Source organism: Acidovorax sp. GBBC 1281 (assembly GCF_028473645.1).
Lineage (GTDB): Bacteria > Pseudomonadota > Gammaproteobacteria > Burkholderiales > Burkholderiaceae_C > Paracidovorax.
The window spans coordinates 21,734-35,847 of sequence record NZ_CP097269.1 but is presented as its reverse complement, the minus strand read 5'-3'; the positions used below and the strand labels follow the sequence as shown (position 1 = coordinate 35,847).

The following is a 14,114-nucleotide window of genomic DNA, read 5'->3' as shown; positions in this document are numbered from 1 at the left end:
TCTTTTCAGCCCAGCCGCTGGCGCAGCCGCGCGACGGCACTGTGCACGGTGGTGAACACCGGCAGCCCCGTGGCCGCCTCGCACGCGCCCCGGGCGCGCGCCATGCTGAATTGCGCGAGCGCGATGCGGCGGCAGCCCTGCGCCTGCTCGGCGATGAGCCGGTCGTGCAACGCCGCATCGCCCCGGTTCAGCGCGTCGAGGGCGCCGTCGGCCAGGGCCGTGCGCAGCGCCACGTGCGCAGGAAACTCCGGCGGCATCGAGGCCAGCGTGGGTGCGAAGGTGGCGATCAGGCCCACGGCCCCTTCGCCGGGGGCCTGCGCGATGTCGTCCACCATGGCCTCGTTGGGCTTGAGCACCGGCAGCCCCGCATGGCGGCGCGCCACCGCCTCGATGCACGGCCCGAAGGCCGAGCAGGTGAACAGCAGCGCGTGTGCGCCCGTGCCCACGGCGTAGTCCGCCAGCCGCAGGAACCGGTCGTGCATGGCCGCATCCAGCCCCGCACCCGAGCGCGCCAGGTCGGCCGAGAGGCTGTCGTCCAGCAGGTTCATGCGCAGCGCCTCGGGCCACTGCGCCCCGAAGGCGGCGTTGATGGGCTCGACGGAATGCTGCAGGGCATGGATCAGCGCGATGCGCGGCGGTGCGGATGCGGATGCGGATACGGGGGTGGGTGCGGTCATGGGAAGGGGGCTCAGATGCCCTTGGAGCTGGGGTTCTGGAACGCGTCGCGCGTTTCGGCATTCAGCGGGTAGCGGATGTTGATGTTCTTGGGCGGAATGGGCGACATGAACCAGCGCTGGTACAGCGCCTCCATTTCGCCGGACCGCATCATGGCACCGACCACCCGGTCCACCAGCGCCTTGAACGGTGGATCGTCCTTGCGGAACATGAGCGACTGGTTCTCGGTGCGCAGGCTCTCGCCCACGATGGCGAAATCCTGCGGCTGGCGCGCATTGGCGATCTGCCCCGCGAGCAGGATGTCGTCCAGCACGAAGGCGGCGGCGCGGCCGCTCTCCACCAGCAGGAAGGAGTCGGTGTGGTCCTTGCCCGACAGGTGCGTGATCTGCAGGGCCTGGCCCTTGTCGGCCTCGCGCAGCAGCCGCAGCGAGGTCGTGCCCGCCGTGGTCACCACGGATTTGCCCTGCAGGTCCGCGATGCCTCGGATGCCGGAATCGGCCTTGACCAGCAGGCGCACGTTGTAGCGAAAGATGTCGGGCGAGAAAGCCACCAGCTTTTGCCGCTCCACCAGGTTGGTGGTGGAGCCGCACTCGATGTCCACCGTGCCGTTCTGCACCAGCGGAATGCGGTTGGCCGAGGTGACGGCCTGGTACCTCACCTCGATGGCGGGCATCTTCAGTTCGGCCTTGACCGCCTCCACGATGCGGTGGCAGATGTCGATGCTGTAGCCCACGGGCCGCAGGTTGCCATCCAGGTACGAAAAGCCGAACGACGACTCGCGGTAGCCGAAGGTGATGGCACCGCTTTGCTGGATCTTGCCCAGGGTGCCGCCGGCCGCGGGCGCCTCCTGGGCGAAGGCCGCCGGGGCGGCCAGGAGGCGGCGCGGGGACGAAAGGGACGGTGCGACGGGCATGGCGAAGGCTCCTTCAGGAACGAGGGATGGAACGGGAGGGAGAACGGAACGACGGGGAAGGGTGCCGCTCAGGCCAGCCCGGCCGTGGCCTGCCCGATGGCGTGCGCCAGCAGGTCGGCGATGGCCTGCAGGTCTTCGCGCGCGGCGATGTAGGGTGGCGCGAGCAGCACGTGGTCGCCGCGCAGGCCTTCCACCGTGCCGCCGAACGGATAGCACAGCAGGCCCGCATCCATCGCGGCCTTCTTGACGCGCGCGTGCAGCCGGAGCGCGGGGTCGAACGGGGCCTTCGTTGCGCGATCGGCCACCAGCTCGATGCCCCAGAAATAGCCCCGCCCGCGGATGTCGCCCACGTGGGGGTGGTCACCCAACGCGCCGCGCAGCATGCGTTCGAACACCGGCGCATCGTCCTGCACTTTCTGCAGCAGGCCGTCGCGCGCGATCACCTGCTGCACCGCCAGCGCGGCGGCGCAGGCCACCGGGTGGCCCAGGTAGGTGTGGCCGTGCTGAAAGAAGCCGCTGCCGCGCGACATGGCATCGACCACGCGCACCTGTGCCAGCACCGCGCCGATGGGCTGGTAGCCGCCCCCCAGGCCCTTGGCCACGGTGATGAGGTCGGGCACCACGCCCTCCTGCTCGCAGGCGTGCAGGGTGCCGGTGCGGCCCATGCCGCACATCACTTCGTCCAGGATCAGCAGCACGCCGTAGCGGTCGCATACCGCGCGCACCGCCTGGAAGTAGCCCGGCACCGGCGTGAGCACGCCCGCCGTGGCACCGCCCACCGTCTCGGCCACGAAAGCGATCACGCGGTCCGCGCCCTGCGCGAGGATGGCGGCCTCCAGCTCCGCCGCCAGCCGCTGGCCGTAGGCTTCGGGGGTTTCGCCATCACGCATCTCACGGTACGGGTAGCAGGGCGACACGTGCGTGGCCGGCACGAGCAGCGGCGCGAACGGCGCGCGCCGCCAGGCGTTGCCGCCCACCGCGAGCGCGCCCAGCGTGTTGCCGTGGTAGCTCTGACGCCGCGCGATGAAGTGCGTGCGCTGGGGCTCGCCCCGCTCCACGAAATACTGCCGCGCCATCTTGAGCGCGGCCTCCACGGCTTCCGAGCCCCCGCTCACGAAATAGGCATGGCTCGTGCCCGCCGGCGCGCCGCGCACCAGCGTCTGCGCCAGCTCCTCCGCCACGTCGGTGGTGAAGAAGCTGGTGTGGGCGTACGCGATGCGGTCGATCTGCCGGTGCATGGCGGCGATCACGTCGGCATGGCCATGGCCGAGCGAGGACACGGCGGCGCCGCCGCTGGCATCCAGGTAGGTGCGGCCGCTGGCATCGCGGACCACCATGCCCTGCGCGCCCGCGGCGACAGGGGGGGGCTGGTGGAGATGGCGGTGCAGGACGTGGGTCATGGCGGGGCAGGCGAGGTTCGGTGGCGGCGGGGCGGTCAACGGATCAAAAAATCCATTTCCCATTGATTTGGAACAAATATACCAATGCCTGCAAAAATTGCAACATGCGTTTTTCTTCGAGATCAAATGGAACACATGTTCCACACCCCATCCCGCCATTCCTTTCATTCCTGCCCTTGCGCGCTTGCCCTACAGTCGTGCGGTGGCGCAGCGCGCTGCGCCACCGCTTTGTTCAGCCCTTGTCCAGGTCCGTTTCCATGAGTCTCAGAGACACCATTCGCCAGCGCCATGCCGGGCTGTCCCCCTCGCTGCAGCAGGCGGCCAAGTTCGTCATCGACCGTCCGAACGAGGTCGTGACCACCTCGATGCGCACCGTCGCCGCGCGCTCGGGCGTGCCGCCAGCCACCCTGGTGCGGTTCGCGCAGCAGCTGGGGTTCGAGGGCTGGCCTGCGCTCAAGGAGGCCCTGGCGCAGGACATGGGCCTGGGCAGCGAGCAATACGCCCCGCGGGCACGCCAGTTGGCCGGGCGTGCCAAGGACCAGTCGCTGGTGGGCGAGATGTTCGACGTGCACCGCCACAACCTGGAACAGACCGAGCGGCAGAGCGCCGTCTCGCTGCCGCGCGCCGCGCGGCTGCTGGAGCAGGCCCGCCATGTGCACGTGGCGGGCTTTCGCGCCTGCTTTCCCGTGGCGTTTTCTTTCGTCTATGTGTACCGGCTGTTCCGCCCCTCCGTCCATCTGGTGGACGGCCAGGGCGGCTCGCTGGAGATGCAGTTGCGCGCGCTGGCCAAGGGCGACGCGCTGGTGGTGGCCAGCTTCGCGCCGTACTCGCGCGAAGCGCTGCAGGCCGCCGAAGCGGCGCGCAGCGTGGGCGCGAAGGTGGTGGCGCTGACCGACAGCGAAGCCTCCCCGCTGTCGCTGCTGGCCCATGAGACGGTGCTGTTCGCCACGCAGAGCCCGTCGTTCTTTCCGTCGATCGCCGCCGCCACGGCGGTGGCGGAATCGCTGCTGGAACTGCTGGCCAGCCGCGCGGGCGCGCCGGGCATCGAGCGCATCGAGGCGGCCGAGCAGCACCTGGTGCGCTCGGGCGCCTACCTGCAGCCGGTCACCCTGCGCAAGCCGGGCGGTTGACCGCCGGCCCCGGGGCCCACGCCCCGCGGCTTCAGGCAGCCGTCGGGGCGGCTTGGGATGCGGCCGCTGGCGACGGCGAAGGAGTCTGCCGGCGCTGCGCCAGCCGGTTGGCCGCGCTCACCACCGCATGCACCGACGCCGTGACGATGTTGTGGTGCAGGCCCACGCCGAAGGTCGCGCCGGGCACGCCGTCGAGGGCCGCCTCCACGATGGCCAGGGCCTGCGCATCGGCGCCGGAGCCGGTCGCGCGCTCCTCGTAGCTGTGCACGCGCAGCGGCAGGCCCAGGGCGTCCACCGTGGCGTCGATCGGGCCGTTGCCCTGGCCCTGCAGGGTCTGGCGCGCGCCGTCGATGGTCACGTCCAGCTCGATGCCGCGGCCGTCGTCGGCCAGCCGGTGGGCATGGCAGACGATGGCGCCGGGCACGCCCGCGGGGGTTTCGAGGTAGGTGGCCTGGAACAGCGACCACAGCGTGGCGCCGGTCATCTCGGTCTCGCTGGCATCGGTCTGGCGCTGCACCACGGCGCTGAACTCCACCTGCATGCGGCGCGGCATGACCACGCCGCGCTCGCGCTCCAGCAGGAAGGCGATGCCACCCTTGCCCGACTGGCTGTTGACGCGGATCACGCTGTCGTAGGTGCGGCCGAGGTCCGCCGGGTCGATGGGCAGGTAGGGCACCTGCCACAGGCCCTCGGGGTCGTGGGCGGCGAAGCCCTTCTTGATGGCGTCCTGGTGCGAGCCCGAGAACGAGGTGAACACCAGGTCGCCCACGTACGGGTGGCGCGGGTGCACGGGCAGCGCAGTGCATTCCTCGGCCACGCGCGCCACGGCGTTGATGTCGGAAAAGTCGAGCCCCGGATGCACGCCCTGCGTGTAGAGGTTGAGCGCTACCGTCACCACGTCGAGGTTGCCGCTGCGCTCGCCATTGCCGAAGAGGCAGCCTTCCACGCGCTGGGCGCCGGCCATCATGGCCAGCTCGGCCGCCGCCACGCCGGTGCCGCGGTCGTTGTGCGGGTGCACCGAGAGCACGATGTGCTCGCGGGGGCTCAGGCGCCGGTGCATCCACTCGATCTGGTCGGCGAACACGTTGGGGGTGGCGTTTTCCACCGTGGTGGGCAGGTTGATGATGATCTCGCGACCCGGGCCCACGCCCCAGGCGGCGATGGCGGTCTGGCAGGCTTCGAGCGAGACTTCCAGCTCGGTCGCGCTGAAGGTTTCGGGCGAATACTGCAGCGTCCAGCGGGTTTCGGGCTGGGCATCGGTCAGGCGCCTCAGGTGCGACACATGCTGGTCGATGAACGCCATCACCTGCGTCACGTTCATGCCGAACACCACGCGCCGCCACACGGGCGCGGTGGCGTTGTACAGGTGCACGATGGCGCGCGGCGCGCCGCGCACGGCCTCGACGGTGCGCTCGATGAGGTCGGCGCGCGACTGCGTCATGACCATCAGGGTCACGTCGTCGGGCACGAGGTTCTCGTCGATGAGGCGGCGCACGAAGTCGTAGTCGGTCTGCGATGCGGCGGGAAAGCCCACCTCGATTTCCTTGAACCCGATGCGCACCAGTTCGTGGAACAGCTTCATCTTGCGCTCGCCGTTCATCGGCTCGAACAGCGCCTGGTTGCCGTCGCGCAGGTCGGTGGACAACCAGACGGGGGCGCGGGTGATGGTCTTGGAAGGCCAGGTGCGGTCGGCCAGCGCGATGGGGGCGATGGGCTGGTACTTGGTAGCGGGCTTGGAAATCATGAGAGGCTCCACGAACGGTGTGTGCCGCGCTGCAAGGCAGCGCTGGGGCACGGGTCGAATCAACGGTGAACGGTGAACGGTGAACGGTGAACGACATCCCCTGCAGCCCTCCACCATGGGTGGAGGCTGGTTCGCGGGCCGGGGTCAGGGGGAAATCGGTGTTGCGCTTTTAGGCAACGGTGATGGCGAACGCAGGCAGACCCCGGCCAGGCACTAGGCCTAGCGATAGTGGGGATAGCAGCAGATTGCGTTGCATGGCGGCAAATCCTAGCACAGGACGATCAAATCACGTCCACAGGGGCCCAAACGCCACAAAAACCGATTAACAATAGGTCATACATTTCGCACGTTCTTGCATTTGCAGGGGCGTGCCGGTTCTTCTGCATCGGTTCGTCCGGGCGCGTTGGCGCCCTTCTCTGCTGTCTGCCCTCCACAGGAGCACGTTCCATGAAACGCCGTGTATTCACCACCCGCCTGGGCGCCTCGCTGGCCCTTCCCTGGATCGGCTCGGCCGCCCGCGCGGCCCCTCACGTCATCGTCGGCATGGTGGCGCCGCTGACCGGAGGCAATGCCGCCGAAGTGGGCAAGCAGGTGGTGCTGGGGGTGGAAACCTACTTTGCCGAAGCGCAAAAGAGCCAGGCATTTCCCGGCCTGGAGGTACGGCTCGTCGTGGAAGACGATGAATTCAAGCCCGAGAAGACGCTAGCCGGCGCCCGCAAGCTGCTGGCCATGAAGCCCGCCGCGCTGATCTCTTTCGCCACCAGCAACACCCAGGCGCTGATCGAGGCGAAGCTGCCGCAGGACAGCGGCGTGCCGCTGTTTCCCACGCGCTCGGGCTCGCAGGTCATCCGCGAGCCGGTGAACCCCTACGTCTTTCACGTGCGCGCCGGCTACAGCACGGAGCTGACCAAGCTGGTCGCGCAGATGGGCGACGCCATCGGCATGACCAAGTTCGCGGCGCTCTACCAGAACGACGCCTATGGCGAAAAGGGCCTGGAGGCGCTCACGGCGGCCCTGTCGCAGCGCAAGCTGGCACTGGTCGCCAAGGAGCCCTACGAGCGCACCTCGTCGGACATCCAGCCCGCGCTGGCCAAGCTGCTCAAGGCCGATGCGCAGGTGATCGTGATGGTGGCGGGCCAAGCCGCGGGCAGCGCCTTCGTGAAGGCCTACCGCGCAGCCGGCGGGCATGCGCAGGTGGTCGGCATCTCCGACCTCGACCCCGTGAAGCTGGTGGATGCCGTGGGCGCGGAAAACGCCCGCGGCGTGGGCATGACGCAGGTGTTCCCGGCGCTCACCAACCAGTCGATTCCGGTGGTGCGCGAGTTCCGCCAGGCCATGCAGGCGGCGCAGCAGAGCGCCAGCATCGCCTCGCTGGCGGCGTTCGAAGGCTTCCTCGTGGCCAAGACCATCGGCCAGGGAATCAAGGCCGTGCCGCGCAGCGGCAGCGTGGATGGCCGGGCGCTGGCCGAGACGCTGTCGCGCCTGCCGCGCATCGATCTGGGCGGCTACGAGGTGTCGTTCCTGAACAACCGGCGCGAAGGCAGCCTGTTCACGGAAATCGCCATCCTCGACAGCTTCGGGCGCGCGCGCTACTGACCAAAGCTGGGGCCTCTGAGCCCCAGGGCATCCCCGCGAAACGGGGCCCGGAACGGTGCTAAACGCTCGCGGTGGCCTTCGCCAACGCTGCGCCGTGCTGCGCGAACCACTTGCCCAATGCAGGCCGCGCGCAGCGCTGCAGGCCCATGAGCAGGGCATGCGCGGGATCGGCCACGCCCCAGCGGGTGCGCAGGTCGTGCTGGATGCGGCCCAGCAGCGCCGCGGCCATCTCCGCATCAGCCAGGGCCCGGTGGGCGCGTTCCGCCAGCGGCAGATCCAGGTGGCCGACGATGCTGCCGAGCTTGTGGCTGGGCGCCTCTGGGTAAAGGCGCCGCGACAGGAGCACCGTGCACGCGAAGGCATGGGGTGCCGGCAGGTCCGCGCAGCCCAGCTCGGCCGCCCAGAACTTGCTGTCGAACGATGCGTTGTGCGCCACCATGGGCGTGTCGCCCACGAAGCGCGCCGCCTCGCGCATGACCTGCGCCGCATCGGGTGCGGCGGCCACCATGGCGTTGGTGATGCCCGTCAGCTGCGTGATGAACGGCGGAATCCACGCGCCGGTGTTCATCAGGCTCTGAAAGCGGTCCACCACCTGGCCGTTGTCCAGCAGCACGATGGCCACTTCGGTCGCCCGCGCGCCCTGGCCGGGCGAGATGCCCGTGGTTTCGAAATCGATGACGGCGATGAGGGACATGGCGGGGCGGCAAAGGGGGTCGGCGTGCGGAATGCCCGCATTTTCGGCGAAGTGCCCGGACCGGCCGGCGCGAAGGCGCCGCCACGGCCGCGCGGCAGGCGCTCACTCCGCGTCGCCGTCCCCACCGCCGGCCCTGCCCCGGTCCGACAGCGCCTGCGCCACGAAATCGACGAAGGCCCGCACCCGCGCCGCGGACTGGTGGCGCTGCGGGTACACGGCGTGGATGTCGGCATCGGGCGTGCTGTAGGCGGGCAGCACCGGCACCAGTTGCCCGCTGCGCAGGCGGCGCTCGATGTCCCACTCGGCCCGCATCAGTATGCCGTGCCCTTCCAGGGCCCAGCGCACGGCGATCTCGCCGTCGTTGGTGGTGAGGCTTCCGCGCGTCTTCACCGACTCGGTGACCGCATGGCGCCCGCGGCCGCGCGTGAGCCGCCACACGCCGTAGGCCTCCTCGCCCTGGCGGATGCCCAGGCAGTTGTGGTGCACCAGGTCGTTGGGCACCTTCGGCGTGCCGTGGCGCGCCAGGTAGTCGGGCGATGCGCACAGCAGCCGCCGGTTGTGCGCCAGGTGCCTGGCGATCACGCGGGCCTCGGGCGGCGCGCCGAATCGGATGCACACGTCGAACGCATCGTCAGTGAGCGCAGGCGGGTTCACGGACAACTGCAGTTGCACCTGCACCTGCGGGTGCAGGCGCGCGAAGCGCGAGATGAGCGGCGCGATGTGGCGGCGCCCGAACCCCAGCGTGGCATTCACCCGCAGCAGGCCCTTCGGCGTTGCGCGCGACAGGCCCAGCAGCTCTTCCAGGTCGTGGATCTCGCTCAGGATGCGGCGCGCGTGCGCCAGGTACAGCTCGCCCTCGGGCGTGAGGCCCATGCGCCGCGTCGTGCGGTTGACCAGCGGCACGCCCACGCGCGCCTCCATCAGCGCCAGGTGCTTGCTGACGGCCGGCGTGGTGATGCCCAGCTCGCGCGCGGCCGCGCTCAGGCTGCCGCAACTGGCCAGCACCGAGAAAAATCCCAGGTCGGCCGGCTGGATGGCGGGAAGGGCGTGGGCGGCAGGCATGGGCAGGCGGCAGGAAAAAAAGCGGGGTGGGGTGGGCCGCTGGATTGTTGAATCCAGGTGAACAATGGTTTCACTATAGCCCCGCGCCGAAAGGCCGGCGGTGCCTAGTGTCCTGTCCCGTTAATTCGCCCGCATAGTCTGGCGAGTTTTTCGAGGATGGAGTCTGCTGTAGCTGTCCAAGTAAACGGCTGGCAGGACTGGTTGTAATTCGCGATGAATGTGTCGATCTTGTTGATCAGATCCTTCACGCTGGTGAACGAGCCACGGCGGATTGCCCGCGTGGTGATGATCGAGAAGAAGCGCTCGACCTGATTGAGCCAGCTTGAATAGGTCGGAACGAAGTGCATGTGCCAGCGAGGCCGCTCGGCCAACCAAGCGCGCACCTTTGGATGCTTGTGGCTGGCGTAGTTATCAGCTATGCAGTGCACATCCAGTTCGTCGGGCACTGCCTTGTCGATGGCGCGCAGGAAGGCAAGGAACTCTTGATGACGATGCCGGGGCCGGCACTGCGCGATCACTTGGCCATTCATCACGTTCAGGGCCGCGAACAAGGTGGTGGTGCCGTGGCGCACGTAGTCGTGCGTGACACCTTCGACATAGCCAAACCCCATTGGCAGCATCGGCTGCGTACGCTCCAAAGCTTGGCATTGGCTCTTCTCGTCCACGCACAGCACCAGCGCGTTGTCAGGTGGGTTCAGGTACAGCCCCACAACGTCGCGCAGCTTCTCGATGAACAGCGGATCGGTCGACAGCTTGAAGCTGTCGGCCCGGTGCGGCTTGAGGTTGAAGGTCTGCAGATAGCGCGCCACCGTGCTCTTGCTGATGCCCGTATCGGCGGCCAGCGTGCGGGTGCTCCAGTGGGTACCCCCATCAGCAGGCTTGGTGTGCAACGTCTTGGTAATCAACTCAGCAACACGCTCGTCATCTACCGTGCGGGGGCGACCCGGGCGCAACTCGTCGTAAAGCCCTGCAATGCGATGGCGCGCATAGCGCCCGCGCCACTTGGTGACAGTGCTACGACTGATCCCCAGAGCCTGCGCAACCGCGGTGCTGGCTTTATCTGTGCCTTCGCAAGTCAGCACGATGCGCGCCCTGAGCGACAACGCCGCTGGCAGCGAACGTGATCGCGCCATGGACGTCAGTTCCGCGCGCTCCACTTCACTAAGCGCAATTTCTGTTCGGGTCGTTGCATTGGGCATGGCGGCACCTCAAGGATGGCCCGAAACCATGCAGCTATCGTGCCTGCGAATTAACGGGACAGGACACTAGAGTGGCGTGGTCCCCAACGCTTTTCGACCGAACCACCCATGACCACCTACGCCATCGCCACCATTCCCGGAGACGGGATCGGCAAGGAAGTGATTCCCGCCGGCCGCCAGGTCCTGCAGGCCCTGGCCGCCACCGACGACACGCTGCGCTTCGAGTTCGAAGACTTCGACTGGGGCGGCGACCACTACCGCGCGCACGGCGCCATGATGCCGGCCGACGGGCTGGACGCCCTGCGCGGCAAGGACGCCATCCTGTTCGGCTCGGCGGGCGATCCGCACATTCCCGACCACATCACCCTGTGGGGCCTGCGCCTGAAGATCTGCCAGGGCTTCGACCAGTACGCCAACGTGCGGCCCACGCGCATCCTGCCGGGCATCGACGGCCCGCTCAAGCGCTGCACGCCCGAGCAGCTGGACTGGGTGATCGTGCGCGAGAACTCGGAGGGCGAATACTCCGGCGTGGGCGGCTGGGTGCACCAGGGCCACCCGATCGAGGCTGCCACCGACGTGTCGATCATGACGCGCGTGGGCGTGGAGCGCATCCTGCGCTACGCCTTCCAGCTCGCCCGGTCGCGCCCGCGACGGCAGCTCACCGTGATCACCAAGAGCAACGCCCAGCGCCACGCGATGGTGATGTGGGACGAGATCGCGCTGGAGGTCTCGCGCGACTTTCCCGACGTGGCCTGGGACAAGGAACTGGTGGACGCCGCCACGGCCCGCATGGTGAACCACCCGGCCACGCTGGACACCATCGTCGCCACCAACCTGCATGCCGACATCCTGAGCGACCTGGCCGCCGCGCTGGCGGGCAGCCTGGGCATCGCACCGACCGGCAACATCGACCCCGAGCGGCGCTATCCCTCGATGTTCGAGCCCATCCACGGGTCGGCCTTCGACATCATGGGCCAGGGCCTGGCGAACCCGGTGGGCACGTTCTGGTCGGCCGTGATGCTGCTCGAACACCTGGGCGAGGCGGACGCCGCCCGGCGCCTGATGCGGGCCATCGAACACGTCACCGCGGACCCGGCCCTGCACACGCGGGACCTGGGCGGCCAGGCCACCACGGCCCAGGTCACGCAGGCGGTGTGCGACCACCTGGCCGGCACCCGCCAGGCGCAGCGGCTGGCCGCCTGAGTTCCCTCTCTCATCCCTTCCTTCGCCCGACCGCGTAGCGGCGGGCCATCCCCCAGGCGCCGCAGAGCGCTCTCCCAGGAGACCAGCATGGCCCCGAAACTTTTCCCCGCGCGCCGGCGGCGGCAGGTGCTACTGCACGCTTTCGCGGCCGCCCTCCCGGTGCTGGCCAGCGGCAGCGCCCTCGCCCAGGCCGCCTGGCCCACCAAGACCATCAGCCTGACGGTGCCCTTTCCCGCCGGCGGCACCACCGACGTGCTGGCGCGGGCGCTGGCCGACCGGCTGACGGTGTCGCTCGGCCAGCCCGTCATCGTGGAAAGCCGCCCGGGGGCCGGCGCCACCATCGGCGCCGACTACGTGGCCCGGTCCAAGCCCGACGGCTACACCCTGCTGATGGGCGCGGTGCACCACACCATCGCCACCAGCGTGTACAAGAAACTGCCCTACGACTTCCAGAAGGACCTGGCCCCCATCACCACGGTGGCGCTGGTGCCCAACGTGCTGGTCGTCCACGCCGACAACCCGGCCAGGACCGTGGCCGACCTGGTGGCCCAGGCCAAGGCGCAACCGGGCAAGCTGACCTTCGGCTCCAACGGCAACGGGACCGCGCAGCACCTGATCGGCACGCAGTTCCAGGGCCTCACCGGCACGTCGCTGGGCCACATTCCCTACAAGGGCAGCGGCCCGCTGGCCACCGACCTGCTGGGCGGCCAGATCACCATGTCGTTCGACACCATCACGCCCGTGCTGCCGCACATCAAAGCCGGCAAGCTGCGGGCGCTGGCGGTGTCCACGCTCCAGCGATCCTCGGCCCTGCCCGACGTGCCGACGCTGGACGAGGCGGGCCTGAAAGGCTTCGACCTGGGCACGTGGTTCGGCGTGCTCGCCCCGGCGGCCACGCCCCGGGACATCCTGGACCGGCTGAACGCCGAAATGGTGAAGGTGATCCAGTCACCGGCGTTCCGCAAGCGCATGGCCGACATCGGCGCCGAGCCGGTGGGCAACACCCGCGAGCAGATGGCCCAGCAGATTCGCAGCGAAACCGAGCGCTTCGCCCGACTGGTGGCGGAGGCGAAGGTGGTGATCGACTGACGCCACCGCCGCGCCTCGCGCCCGATCAACCGGCGGCGCGGGGGTGCTCCAGGAAGAACCGCAGCATCTGCGCCGTCGCGTCCACCCCGCGCGGATCGGTGTAGCTGCCCCGCGCGTGGCCCCCGGCCCAGGCATGGCCCGCGCCGTTCAGTTGCCAGTGCTCGGCCACCACCGCGCCCGGGCCGCTGCCCGGTGCGGCGCGGTACACGGTGCGCGTGTAGCGCTGGCCACCGGGGCTCTGGCCGGTTTCGGCCTCGGGCCGGGCACCGGGCGCGGACCGCAGCGCCGCAGCCAGCAGTTGCTCGCCATTGCGGGCGTGCACCGTCTCGTCGGCATCGCCGTGGAACACGATGAGCGGCGGGGCGCCGGCCCCGCCCTCGCGGGCGGGGGATGCCGGGCCGGGCGTGCCCTTGGCGCCGCTCTTCATGGCCGACAGCGCGCCCATCACGTTGTGCGCGGCGCCGGCCTGCAGGCCCGAATGCACGCCCACGGCCGCGAACACGTCGGGGTATTCGCGCGCCAGCAGCGCGGCCATGGCCCCGCCGGCGGACAGGCCCGCCACGTACACGCGGCGGGCATCCACGGGGTGGCGCGCCATCACGTCGCGCACCATGGCGACCAGCGTGGCGGGCTCACCGTGGCCGCGCTGCTGGTCCTGCGGACGGAACCAGTTCCAGCAGCCGTGGGCGTTGGCGCCCTGGGCCTGCGCGGGGTACAGCACGAGCGCGTTCGCGGGCGCGGCGGCCTCGTTCATGCCGGTGCCGAGGGCGAAGTCCTGCGGGTTCTGCGTGCAGCCGTGCAGCATGAGCACCAGCGGCATCGGCGTGCCCGCGGCCGCGCCGGGGGGCACGCTGAGGTAGTAGTGGTCCTGCGGCGCGCCGGCCGGGCCGGCGAAGGCCACCCGCGTGAAACTGCCGGGGGATTCGGCTCTCGCGTTGCGAGGCGACGGTGACGGCGATGGCCGGTGCGCGTCCGGCACCGGGGCGGCCGGCCGGTCGACGACCACCGCGTCTTCCACGTCGGGCGCGCCGAAGGGGGCCTTCCATGCCGCGGCGGGGCTGCTGGGTGCCGCGCCGAAGCGCTCGCGCCAGGCCGCCACACGGCCGGCGGCAGCGCTCCCCGCCGCGGTGGCTGCGGCCGTGCCTTGGCCGGCCAGGGCCTGCTGGATGGCACGGGTGGCGTCGACGAGCTGGCCGGTGCGCATCAGCGGGGTGACTTCGTTCAGAAGCTGCTTGACCTTCTTGTTCCAGTCCATGGGGAATCCTTTCGAAAAGCGGGCCACGGGGGCCCTGGCGTGCGGGGGCGGCATCGGGCCCCCCAGGGGCATGCGTGCCGCGTTCGTCTCGTCGTGTCTCTTGTCTCGCCGCCGCCTTCGAATCGGGCCGGTCTGCCATGGTGGTCCGGTCGCC

At 69.7% G+C, this 14,114-nt stretch carries 12 protein-coding genes; 4 read left to right on the top strand and 8 right to left on the bottom strand.

All coding sequences use genetic code 11. From position 1 onward, the window contains the following. Positions 1-5 precede the first annotated feature (5 nt). From M5C96_RS00165 to M5C96_RS00155, 3 genes are all read right to left on the bottom strand, one after another. Positions 6-677 carry an arylsulfatase gene (locus M5C96_RS00165; RefSeq protein WP_272566434.1) on the bottom strand — a complete coding sequence of 224 codons (672 nt, stop codon included), beginning with the start codon at positions 675-677 and terminating at the stop codon, positions 6-8. An 11-nt stretch (positions 678-688) separates the two neighbouring features. Continuing rightward, positions 689-1,588 carry a transporter substrate-binding domain-containing protein gene (locus M5C96_RS00160; protein ID WP_272566432.1) on the bottom strand — a complete coding sequence of 300 codons (900 nt, stop codon included), beginning with the start codon at positions 1,586-1,588 and terminating at the stop codon, positions 689-691. Positions 1,589-1,656: 68 nt separating this feature from the next. Then, positions 1,657-2,988, bottom strand: coding sequence for an aspartate aminotransferase family protein (locus tag M5C96_RS00155; RefSeq protein WP_272566431.1), 1,332 nt, complete (start codon positions 2,986-2,988; stop codon positions 1,657-1,659). 257 nt (positions 2,989-3,245) lie between these two features. Here M5C96_RS00155 and M5C96_RS00150 point away from each other — a divergent pair, with 257 nt between their 5' ends. Further along, positions 3,246-4,118 carry a MurR/RpiR family transcriptional regulator gene (locus tag M5C96_RS00150; protein ID WP_272566430.1) on the top strand — a complete coding sequence of 291 codons (873 nt, stop codon included), beginning with the start codon at positions 3,246-3,248 and terminating at the stop codon, positions 4,116-4,118. 31 nt (positions 4,119-4,149) lie between these two features. Here M5C96_RS00150 and leuA read toward each other — a convergent pair whose 3' ends face one another. Then, the gene (gene leuA / locus M5C96_RS00145; RefSeq protein ID WP_272566429.1) at positions 4,150-5,862 is read right to left on the bottom strand and encodes a 2-isopropylmalate synthase; all 1,713 of its coding nucleotides are present in this window, start codon (positions 5,860-5,862) and stop codon (positions 4,150-4,152) included. Between the two features lie 447 nt (positions 5,863-6,309). Between leuA and M5C96_RS00140 the strand changes: the two genes are divergently transcribed. After that, the gene (locus M5C96_RS00140) at positions 6,310-7,458 is read left to right on the top strand and encodes an ABC transporter substrate-binding protein (RefSeq protein ID WP_272566427.1); all 1,149 of its coding nucleotides are present in this window, start codon (positions 6,310-6,312) and stop codon (positions 7,456-7,458) included. Positions 7,459-7,516: 58 nt separating this feature from the next. Here the strand turns inward: M5C96_RS00140 and M5C96_RS00135 are convergent, their stop codons facing one another. The 3 genes from M5C96_RS00135 to M5C96_RS00125 all read right to left on the bottom strand — a co-directional run bounded on the left by M5C96_RS00135 (position 7,517) and on the right by M5C96_RS00125 (position 10,413). Then, positions 7,517-8,152, bottom strand: a complete 636-nt coding sequence (locus tag M5C96_RS00135; RefSeq protein WP_272566426.1) for a 3'-5' exonuclease — start codon at positions 8,150-8,152, stop codon at positions 7,517-7,519. Positions 8,153-8,254: 102 nt separating this feature from the next. Then, positions 8,255-9,214, bottom strand: coding sequence for a LysR family transcriptional regulator (locus M5C96_RS00130; RefSeq protein ID WP_272566425.1), 960 nt, complete (start codon positions 9,212-9,214; stop codon positions 8,255-8,257). Between the two features lie 104 nt (positions 9,215-9,318). Continuing rightward, on the bottom strand, positions 9,319-10,413 hold the full coding sequence (locus M5C96_RS00125) for an IS630 family transposase (protein WP_272563777.1): 1,095 nt from the start codon (positions 10,411-10,413) through the stop codon (positions 9,319-9,321). A 108-nt stretch (positions 10,414-10,521) separates the two neighbouring features. On the opposite strand from M5C96_RS00125, the gene M5C96_RS00120 reads away from it, so the two are divergent. Both M5C96_RS00120 and M5C96_RS00115 read left to right on the top strand, forming a co-directional pair. Beyond that, on the top strand, positions 10,522-11,616 hold the full coding sequence (locus M5C96_RS00120; RefSeq protein WP_272566423.1) for a tartrate dehydrogenase: 1,095 nt from the start codon (positions 10,522-10,524) through the stop codon (positions 11,614-11,616). Between the two features lie 87 nt (positions 11,617-11,703). Continuing rightward, on the top strand, positions 11,704-12,705 hold the full coding sequence (locus tag M5C96_RS00115; protein WP_272566422.1) for a Bug family tripartite tricarboxylate transporter substrate binding protein: 1,002 nt from the start codon (positions 11,704-11,706) through the stop codon (positions 12,703-12,705). Between the two features lie 25 nt (positions 12,706-12,730). Here the strand turns inward: M5C96_RS00115 and M5C96_RS00110 are convergent, their stop codons facing one another. Beyond that, on the bottom strand, positions 12,731-13,960 hold the full coding sequence (locus M5C96_RS00110) for an extracellular catalytic domain type 1 short-chain-length polyhydroxyalkanoate depolymerase (protein WP_272566421.1): 1,230 nt from the start codon (positions 13,958-13,960) through the stop codon (positions 12,731-12,733). Positions 13,961-14,114 lie beyond the last annotated feature (154 nt).